The following is a 9184-nucleotide window of genomic DNA, read 5'->3' as shown; positions in this document are numbered from 1 at the left end:
GGGTGCGCTCCGCACCCGAACTCCACACGCGGGGTCACCAGGGCGCTGGGCACACCGCGGGACTCGAAGCGGCGGACCTCGAATCCCGGGCCGACCAGGCCGAGCACCATGTCGAGCGCGCGGCGCAGATCCTCCGGCCGGTCCGCGGTCGACCGGATCCCGATCAGCTCGGCCAGTTCGTCCATCGTGGAAACCTATCGCGGGCCGCCGGTCTCGCGTCCCGGCGCGCGGGCCGCCGGTCCCACACACCGGGACCTTCCTCCCGATCTGTGGCGCGGGCCATGTTCCGCCGCCGGTGGCGTCTGCTAACTTCCACGGCAGGTCATGAGCGCCAGCGCGAAGCCCCGGCTCGCTGGCCGGCAACCCTTCCGTTCGCGATGGGGTGCCCCGGGTGAGGACCAGGCCGATGTCGACCGACACCGGCAAATCGGCGAACCCGTGGAGGCGCGGTCATGCCATCTCTCGACATCCTCGGCGACGACCTCAAGGTCACGCTCACCTCCGGTGAGATCGTGCGTTTCGCGCACCTCGACTACGCGGCGTCGGCGCCCTGCGTGCGGGCCGCGGCCGACGCGGTCCAGGACCTGCTGCCGCGCTACGGCTCGGTGCATCGCGGCACGGGGGTACGCTCGCGCGGCTCCACGCTGGCGTACGAGCTGGCCCGTGACGTGGTCGCCGAGTTCGTGGGCGCCCGGCCCGGCGACGCGGTCATCTTCACCCGCAACACCACCGACGCGCTCAACCTGTTGGCGCGGGCCCTGCCGGCCGGGACCACCACGGTCCAGTTCGAGGGCGAGCACCACGCCAACCTGCTGCCCTGGCCGAACCCGCTGCGCCTGCCGCTGCCGTCGTCGGTGGAGGACGCGGTCGCCTCGCTGCGGCGGGCGCTGGAGAGCCTGGACGGCCCGGCCGTGCTGACCGTCACCGGCGCGAGCAACGTCACCGGCGAGGTGTGGCCGGTCCGTGAGCTCGCCGAGGTGGCGCGCGCCCACGGCGTACGGGTGATCGTCGACGCCGCCCAGCTGGCCCCGCACGCCCCGGTGAGTCTCGACGACCTGGGCGCCGACTATCTGGCGTTCTCCGGCCACAAGCTGTACGCGCCGTTCGGCGCCGGGGTGCTGGCCGGCCGGTCGGACTGGCTGGACGCGGCCGGCCCGTACCTGGCCGGCGGTGGGGCGAGCGCCGTGGTGGGCGACCGTCCCGGCGACCTGACCTGGGCCACCGGCCCGGCCCGGCACGAGGGCGGCACCCCGAACCTGGTGGGCGCGGTGGCGCTGGCCGCCGTCTGCGAGGCGCTGACCGCCGCCGACCGGACCGCCTTGCACGAGCACGAGCAGTCGCTGCTGGCCGGGCTGCGCGACGGGCTCGCCGGCCTGCCCGGGGTCACCGAGGTCAGCGTCTTCGGCCCGGACCACCCGCGGGTCGGGATCGTCTCGCTGGCCCTGGACGGCCACGATCCGGCGGTCGTCGCCCGGCGGCTGGACACCGAGCACGGCATCGGCGTACGCGCCGGGCAGTTCTGCGCCCACCCGCTGGTCCGCCGGTTGACCGGTGACGACCGGACCGCCGCCTGCACGGCCGGCGTGCCGGGGCTGCTGCGGGTCAGTTTCGGTCTGGGCAGCACCGCCGAGGAGACCTCCCGGCTGGCCGCCGGCCTGCGCGCGGTGCTCCGCACCTGACCGGCAACCCGGTCGTTCTGCGGCCCGGGCCCGGTACGGCCGATCTGGCCTTTCGTGGTGACGTGGGTGATGCGGCTCCGTGACCGGCTCCCGGCCGGTGGCGGCCTGCGCGACGAGGACTGGGCGGGGCGGCACCGGCTGCTGACGGTGCTGCTCGGCGTCTGCATGGTGCTGTTGACCGGGTTCGGCGTGTTCGGTGCCGGCCATCCGGCGGACCTGCTGGTCATCGACGGCCTGCTGCTGCTGTGCCTGGTCGGCGCGGTTCGCCTGCGCAACCGGCGGGTCCGGTCCAGTCTGGTGGCGTTCGGCTTCGCGACGGCCTGCGCCGGGTTCGTGGCGCTCTCGCACGGCCTCACCGAGGCGCACTTCTCGTTCTTCATCGTGGTCGCGGCGCTCGCCCTCTACCGGGACTGGGTTCCGTTCGGTGGGTTTCTGGCCGCCACCGTGCTCCACCACGCCGGTCTCGGTGTGGCCGACGCCGACCACACCTTCGGCCATGAGGCGGCGCGGGCGCACCCGATGGTGTGGGCGCTGCTGCACGGCGTCGCGGTGCTCGGCGCCGCCGGGTTCCATCTGGTCGCCTGGCGGTTCACCGAGAGCGAGGAGCGGCGCGCTCAGGAGAACCTGGACGAGAGCCAGGCCCAGCTCAGCGTCGCCTTCGACGAGACCCCGGTGCCGATGGCCATGTTCGCCCCGGACGGCCACGTGCTGCGGACCAACCCGGCCTACCGGGAGTGGCTGCGCCTGCCCGACGAGCTGCCGGACGATTTCAGCATGTGGCACCTTCCGTTGGCCGCGGTCAGCGAGGGGGAGACGCATCTGCTGCGGATGTTCGCCGAGACGCGTGAGCCGGTCACCGTCACCCGCCGGTACCGGCGTACCGACGACGGCTCCCTGATGTGGGTGCAGACGCACGGCACCGGCCTGTACGACCGTGACGGCCGTCTGCGGCTGATCGTGGTGCACTGCCTCGACGTCACCGCGATCCGCGACCACGAGGCCGAGCTGCGCTACCAGGTGCGGCACGACTCGCTCACCGGGCTGCTGTCCCGCCAGGCGTTCGAGCACGACCTGGATCTGCTGCTGACCGACAGCGCCGAGCCGGTCAGCGTCATCTACCTGGACGTCGACCGCTTCAAGTCGATCAACGACGGGGCCGGCCACGGCGCCGGTGACGACGTGTTGCGGGCCCTGGCGGTACGCCTCACCCGGGTGGTCCCGGACGGTGCCCTGATGGCCCGGCTCGGCGGGGACGAGTTCGTCGCCGCGCTGCCGGGCCCGTCCGGTACCGGCGTGCGGGTCGGCAACGGCATCCTCGCCGCGCTCGCCGAGCCTCTCTCGATCGGCGGCTCGGAGCTGCCCGTGTCGGTCAGCGTCGGCGTCACCACGGCCTTCGGCGGGGTGTCCGCCGAGGACGTCGTGCTCGCCGCGGACACCGCCATGTACGCGGCCAAACGCGACGGCGGCAACCGGCTCCGGGTCTTCACCGAGGAGCTGCGCGTCCCCGTACAGCAGAAGATCGCGGCGGAGGCTCGGGTGCGCCGCGCCCTGGCCGGCGACCTCCGGGCCACCCTGCCGTTGTGGTTCCAGCCGGTGGTCTCGACGGTGAACGGTGAGATCGTCGGCGCGGAGGCCCTGGTCCGGATGCGCACCCCGGACGGGGAGATCCTCAGCCCGTACCATTTCGTCACCGCGGCGGAGGAGACCGGCCTGATCGTGCCGCTCGGCGAGCACGTGCTGCGTTCCGCCGTCGGCCATCTGACGCACTGGTCGGACCGGCTCGGCTACGTGTCGGTCAACGTCAGCCCGCGCCAGCTCGCCGAGGCGGACTTCGTGGCGATGGTGGCCGGTGTGCTGGCCGGCGTTCCCGGCCTCGACCCGTCCCGGATCGTTCTGGAGGTCACCGAGACGGCGCTGCTGTCGTCGACGGTCGACGTCAGTGAGCGGCTCACCTCGCTCAAACATCTGGGTGTACGCATCGCCCTGGACGACTTCGGCACCGGCTACAGCTCCCTGACCTGGCTGAAGTCGCTGCCCGCCGACATCGTCAAGCTGGACCGCTCGTTCGTGGCCGGCCTGGCCGAGGATCCGCGCAAGGCGTCGATCATCCAGGCGGTGCTGTGGCTGGCCCGTTCGCTGAGCATGTCGACGATCGCCGAGGGCGTCGAGGAGCTGTCCGACTGGTACGCGCTGAAGGCCGCCGGGTGCCCGGCCGTACAGGGTTACCTGTTCAGCAAGCCGCTGCCCGGCGCCGAGTTCGATCAGCTGCTGTGGGCGTCCCACGAAAGGGCCACCTCGGGTGGAGTTCACTTGAACGAAACCACGGGGACCGTTCTGGCCGGTTAGAGTCCGGCCATCCTCGACAACGTTGATCCCTTCATCGGCACAGCGGCCACCGACCTGCCCCGGGCACACGGTCTCGCCGCCACCTGGTGGTGGCCGAAACCTCAGGTGGGCAACACGCACCCGGGCGCCACCTCCCCGTTCGGCATGGTCTCCGCCTGCGCCTACTCGGGGGCCTACCCGACCGGATACGGCCGGTACGCGAAGAACACCGAGGGCGTGCCGGAGGACATGTTCGGCCGGATGCAGGCGTCCGGTTTCACCCACTTCCAGCAGTCCGGAACCGGGGCAATCCGGAAATATTACAACTACGTGCGGGTCACCCCGATGGTGCAGCCGCTCGACGACCTGGGCCAGTCCTGGGCGCTGGAGGACGAGCGGGCCGAGGCCGGCTACTACGCCGCCAACCTCGAGACCGGCGTCCGCTCCGAGATCACCGTCGGCGAGAAGGTCGCGGTGCACCGCTACACCTTCCCCGACCACCACAGCGCCCGGCTCGTCATCGACCTGTCCTGCGGCGGCCTCGCCATCGACCTGGGCCGGACCGTGCCGCTGCGCGCCCAGATCGAGAGCATGGGTCACGGCCGCGGGCAGGGCACCGTCGTCATGGAGGGCGTGCCCCTGTCGGTCTACGTCGAGGTGGACAGTCCCGGCTGGCGGCAGATGCTCTGGTACGACCGGCGGCTCATCCCCGGCGGCACCCGGCTCGACTTCGACAGCATCCGGCACACCACGCTGCGCCCGTTCGGCATGCTCTTCATGGGCGCCGCCCGGGCCGGGCAGACCATCGAGGTACGTCTCGGCTTCTCGCTGCGCGGCTGCGACCAGGCCCGGCGCAATCTGGAACGCGAGTGCGGGGTGGGGCTGAGCGCGTTCGAGACGGTTCGCGCGCGTACCCGGGCCCGCTGGCGCGACCACCTGGGCCGGGTGCAGGTGGAGGGCGGCACCGGCGCGCGCCGCACGGTGATGGCGACCGCGCTCTACCACTCGCTGATCAAGCCGTGCATCGCCGGCGACGAGAGCCCCAACTGGCCCGACCCCGGCCCGTACGCGTTCGACATCTGCACCATGTGGGACATCTACAAGACGCAGATCCCGCTGCTGTCGGCGATCGTCCCGGACCGGGCCGGTGACGTGCTGGAGTCGCTGATCCGGGTGTGCGAGGAGGAGGGCAACTTCCCGATCGGCTACCGGATGGCCCGCGGCGCCGACCGGTTCTTCCGCCAGGCCAGCGCGCTGGCACACACCGCCCTGGCCGACGTGCACGCGCTCAAGCGGCCCGGCATCGACTGGAGCTGGGCGCTCGTGCACATGGTCGACGACCTGCGGCGGCTCTACGGCGAGGACTTCTGGGAACACGGCGTGGTGCATCCCATCACCCACACGCTCGATCTCGCGTACGCCCACCAGTGCACCGCGCAGGTCGCCCGCGCCCTGAACGACCACCGCCTGGCCGACGATCTGGAGCGGCGCGGCCGCGACTGGATCAACGCCTTCGACCCGGCCACCGGCCTGCTGCGCGACTCGGAGTTCTACGAGGGCGGCAAGTGGAACTACTCGTTCCGGCTGCTGCACGACATGGCCGGGCGGATCCGGCTGGCCGGTGGCGACACCGCGTTCACCGCCATGCTGGACCGCTTCTTCGGCTACGGCGCGGAGCCGGTCAAGCAGCCCGGCCGTTGCCCGGACCCGATGGAGATGACCGCCGGCTACGCGCTGAACCGGTTCGAGGGCCTCAACAACGAGCCGGACATGGAGGTCCCCTGGGCCTACCACTACGCGGGCCGTCCGGACCGCACCGCCGAGGTGGTCAACGCGGCACTGACCTGGCAGTTCGGGACCGGGCCGGGCGGGCTTCCGGGCAACGACGACTCCGGGGGCCTGAGCTCCTGGTACGTCTGGGCGTCGGTGGGCCTGTTCCCGGTGGCCGGCCAGAACCTGTTCCTGGTCAACGCGCCCGCCTTCGCCCGGGCGGCACTTCAGGTCGAGGGCGGCGAGTTCGTCGTCGAGACCACCGGGCATCGAGATTCACCGATCGGCGTCGACGGGATCGACCGTGTTCCGCGACCCCAGTACGTTCAATCCGCGACCCTCAACGGGAGACCACTGCACGCCACCCACCTGAACGCCGCCGACGTCCATCACGGCGGACGGCTGCACCTGCGTCTCGGCCCCGAACCCTCCACCTGGGGGCACGGGATCCGGCCGCCGTCCCTCTCCGCTCCGCACCCTAAGGAACGCCGATGAGCCGACCGACCCGCCGCCTCGTGATCGCGGTCCGTGCCGATCCGGTCATCTGTGGACACTCCGGCGAGGCCCGCAACCTCGCCGAGGTGGCCCTCACCCGTGGCTTCGACGACGTACGGCTGCTCACCTGGCCGATCCCCGCCCTCCAGACGGCCGGCCTCCCGCTCAAGCCGCTCGACCGGCTGCTGCCGTACAGCCCCGGCATCACCGTGGAACGGCCCGAGGCGGTGGGTGACTACCGCGTACCGGACGGCCGCCACCTGGCCGGCCTCACCGGTCGGCTGGTCGAACTGCTCGCCGAGGGCGTACCCACCGTCTGCCTGTCGATGTACCTGGTGCCGCACACTCAGGTGATCAACGACGCGGTCACCGCGGCGCGGGCCGCCGGCTTCGACCCCGACGTGCACACCATCGCCAAGGCGGTCGGCTCCGACGTCACCAACGTCATCCGCTCCTGCCTGCGTGAAGGCCGGTTCGGGGCGGCGACCGTGCTGCTCACCACCTTCCTGGCCAGCGACGAGGTGGTGGCGGTCTCCGAATACACCCGCGACGAGATCATCGCCTCGGCCGAGGAGGTGGACGCCCACTGCGGCACCACCTTCGCCGCCCGATGCCGTGAGCGGGTCACGGTGAGCTACCCGCCGATCGACGCGTCCGCCTTCCTGGACCGCGACCCGGCCGCCGTCGACGCCGCGCTGGCCCGCCGCGGCCTGAAACGCGACAAGTACATCCTCTTCCTCTCCCGGGTCGCCCGGGCCAAGGGCATCTACGACCTGGTCATCGCCTACGGTCAGATGCGCTGCCGGGACGACGTGAAACTCGTCGTCGCCGGTACCGGCCCGGCTCTCGAACACGTGCGGGCGATGGCCAAGGAGGACGACCGGATCGTCTTCCTCACCGATGTGGACGACGACGAGAAGCCGCTGCTCATGGCCGGCTGTGCGGCCTACGCCCTGCCCACCAAACCGGAACCGGACTTCGTCGAGACCTTCGGCATCGCGCTGGCCGAGAAGGCACTCACCGGCGGCGGCCCGATCATCACCACCACGACCGGCGGCGTCGGCGAGGCGGTCGGCGACGCCGCCGTCATCGTCGAGGCCGGCGACATCGGCGCGCTCGCCGAGGCCGTCGACCGGGTGGTGCTCGACATGTCCGCCGGGGAACGCCGGGATCTGGAGCGGCGCGCGCGGGCACACGCCATGGCCTTCGACCGCGGCGCGGTCTTCGACCAGCTCCTTCCCAAGAACCAATGAGGTGTACGGCGGACGAGCGCGCAGTCCGCCGTACACCCCGGTTTCAGATCCTGTTCTCCGCGGCCAGCATCTCGAGCTTGGCGTAGCCCTCGTTGACGCCGACCTCCATGCCGCTCTGGAGCCACGCGTCCCGGCCCTCGAAACTGTCCACCAGCGACTGGGCGTGCAGCCGGGTGCGGCCGTCGCCGAGGTCCTCGAACCACAGCGTCTCCAGCGCCACGCCCTCCGGCCGGCCTTCGAAGGTGAACGTCTGCACGATCCGCCCCGGGCCCACCTCGTGGAACGTGCCCCGGAACGCGTACTCCTCGTCGCCGCGCTTCGCCACGTAACGCCAGCTGCCGCCGGTGCGCGCGTCCCAGTAGTCGACGGTGTTGGTCAGCGAGTCCGGCCCGCACCACTGCACGAAGATCTCCGGATCGGTGTGCGCGCGGAACAGCTGCTCCGGCGTGGCCGCGAACTCGCGGGTCATCCGGATGATCGGCAGCTTCGGGTCGGCCTCGATGGTGGTCTCCACGATCTTGTTCATGACTGTTCCTCTCCCTTGTGCTCGGCGTCCGGCTTCTTGCCCGTCTTCTCGTCCATGGCGGCCAGAACCGCGTCGAGCCTGCGGTAACGCTGCTCGGCCCGGCGCCGGTAGTGCTCGATCCACTCGTCCATCCGGTCGAACACCTCCGTCTCCAGGTGCACCGCGCGGGGTTGCGGACCCGGCGGCCGGGTCACCAGCCCGGCCTCCTCCAGCACCTTCAGGTGCTTGTAGACGGCCTGCAGCGACATCCGATACGGCTCGGCGAGCTGATTGACCGTTGCGTCACCGTCGGCCAGCCGTGCCACCATGTCGCGCCGTGTCGGATCAGCGAGCGCCGCGAAGACCCGCGACAACGAATCCGCCGACATCAACCCCTCGTTTCAACTCTCTGGTTGAAACATAACGTAGCCATGGCTGCCGCGCGTGTCAACTGAAAAGTTGAAAGGCCAGCTCACGATGCCTTCTCCGTGCGAGTGGGTATTCAGGCCGGAATTCCCCGTCAAACGTCCTGTAAACACAATCTCGACGATCGGTTACGTATCTGTACCCATTCGGGGTTGCCGTCGGCCTACGATCGATCTCACTCGCCCACCTTTGCCGTTCACCGGCCCCTGGCCGAGCACGCCCGGACCACATCCGACGCCGGAGGAGCGTTCCGTGCACGACGAGATGATGACGCTGTTCGACGACTGCATCGCCCGGATGACGCGACTACGAGACCAACTCGCCGCCAGCCGGCGGGTCCACCCCGGCGAACGCCGCACCGCCGTCCTGGACGCCATCGCCGTAGCCGAACACTTCGCCACCGAAGCCGGCCGCACCGTGAGCCCCGCCCCGGCCATCCCGCTCCCCACGACGGCCTCCGCCGCTCCCACTCCGGCCGCCGTCGCGCCGGCCGCGCTCTCCGCTGTCCCGCGTACCGTTCCGGTTCCCGCCGCCGCTGCTCCGGCTGCTGCTGGGGTTCGCGCCGCTGCTGCGCCGGCTGTGGCTGCTGCGTCTTCCGCTGGTGCTGTGCCTGCTGGTGCTGGGTTTTCCGCTGTGGCTGCGCCGGCTGTGGCTGCTGCGTCTTCCGCTGGTGCTGTGCCTGCTGGTGCTGGGTTTTCCGCTGTGGCTGCGCCGGCTGTGGCTGCTGCGTC

General features: G+C 71.2%; 6 protein-coding genes, 1 pseudogene and 1 riboswitch. Of the genes and pseudogenes, 4 read left to right on the top strand and 3 right to left on the bottom strand.

Annotation, left to right across the window (positions count from 1 at the left end; genetic code table 11):
- Positions 1–185 (bottom strand): annotated as a pseudogene (locus AB0I88_RS40220) (hypothetical protein); the annotation flags it as partial.
- A gap of 135 nt (positions 186–320) precedes the next feature.
- Positions 321–435, top strand: a riboswitch (SAM riboswitch).
- A gap of 17 nt (positions 436–452) precedes the next feature.
- Here AB0I88_RS40220 and AB0I88_RS40215 point away from each other — a divergent pair.
- The 4 genes from AB0I88_RS40215 to AB0I88_RS40200 all read left to right on the top strand — a co-directional run bounded on the left by AB0I88_RS40215 (position 453) and on the right by AB0I88_RS40200 (position 7522).
- Complete coding sequence (locus tag AB0I88_RS40215; RefSeq protein ID WP_361037381.1) at positions 453–1679, top strand: aminotransferase class V-fold PLP-dependent enzyme; 1227 nt, start codon at positions 453–455, stop codon at positions 1677–1679.
- Positions 1680–1748: 69 nt separating this feature from the next.
- Entirely contained in the window at positions 1749–4025 is a 2277-nt protein-coding gene (locus tag AB0I88_RS40210; RefSeq protein WP_361037385.1) for an EAL domain-containing protein, read from the top strand.
- Between the two features lie 9 nt (positions 4026–4034).
- A complete protein-coding gene (locus tag AB0I88_RS40205; protein WP_361037383.1) occupies positions 4035–6269 on the top strand; it encodes a glycoside hydrolase domain-containing protein in 2235 nt (744 codons plus the stop codon).
- A complete protein-coding gene (locus AB0I88_RS40200) occupies positions 6266–7522 on the top strand; it encodes a glycosyltransferase (RefSeq protein ID WP_361037379.1) in 1257 nt (418 codons plus the stop codon). The genes AB0I88_RS40205 and AB0I88_RS40200 overlap by 4 nt, the downstream gene beginning before the upstream one ends.
- A gap of 43 nt (positions 7523–7565) precedes the next feature.
- Here the strand turns inward: AB0I88_RS40200 and AB0I88_RS40195 are convergent, their stop codons facing one another.
- Complete coding sequence (locus AB0I88_RS40195) at positions 7566–8048, bottom strand: SRPBCC family protein (protein ID WP_361037377.1); 483 nt, start codon at positions 8046–8048, stop codon at positions 7566–7568.
- A complete protein-coding gene (locus AB0I88_RS40190; protein WP_361037375.1) occupies positions 8045–8416 on the bottom strand; it encodes a metalloregulator ArsR/SmtB family transcription factor in 372 nt (123 codons plus the stop codon). The genes AB0I88_RS40195 and AB0I88_RS40190 overlap by 4 nt, the downstream gene beginning before the upstream one ends.
- Positions 8417–9184 lie beyond the last annotated feature (768 nt).

It is taken from the genome of Actinoplanes sp. NPDC049802, from assembly GCF_040656595.1.
Taxonomy (GTDB): domain Bacteria; phylum Actinomycetota; class Actinomycetes; order Mycobacteriales; family Micromonosporaceae; genus Actinoplanes.
The sequence above is the reverse complement of the archived record's forward strand: the minus strand, read 5'-3'. Positions and strand labels throughout refer to the sequence as shown.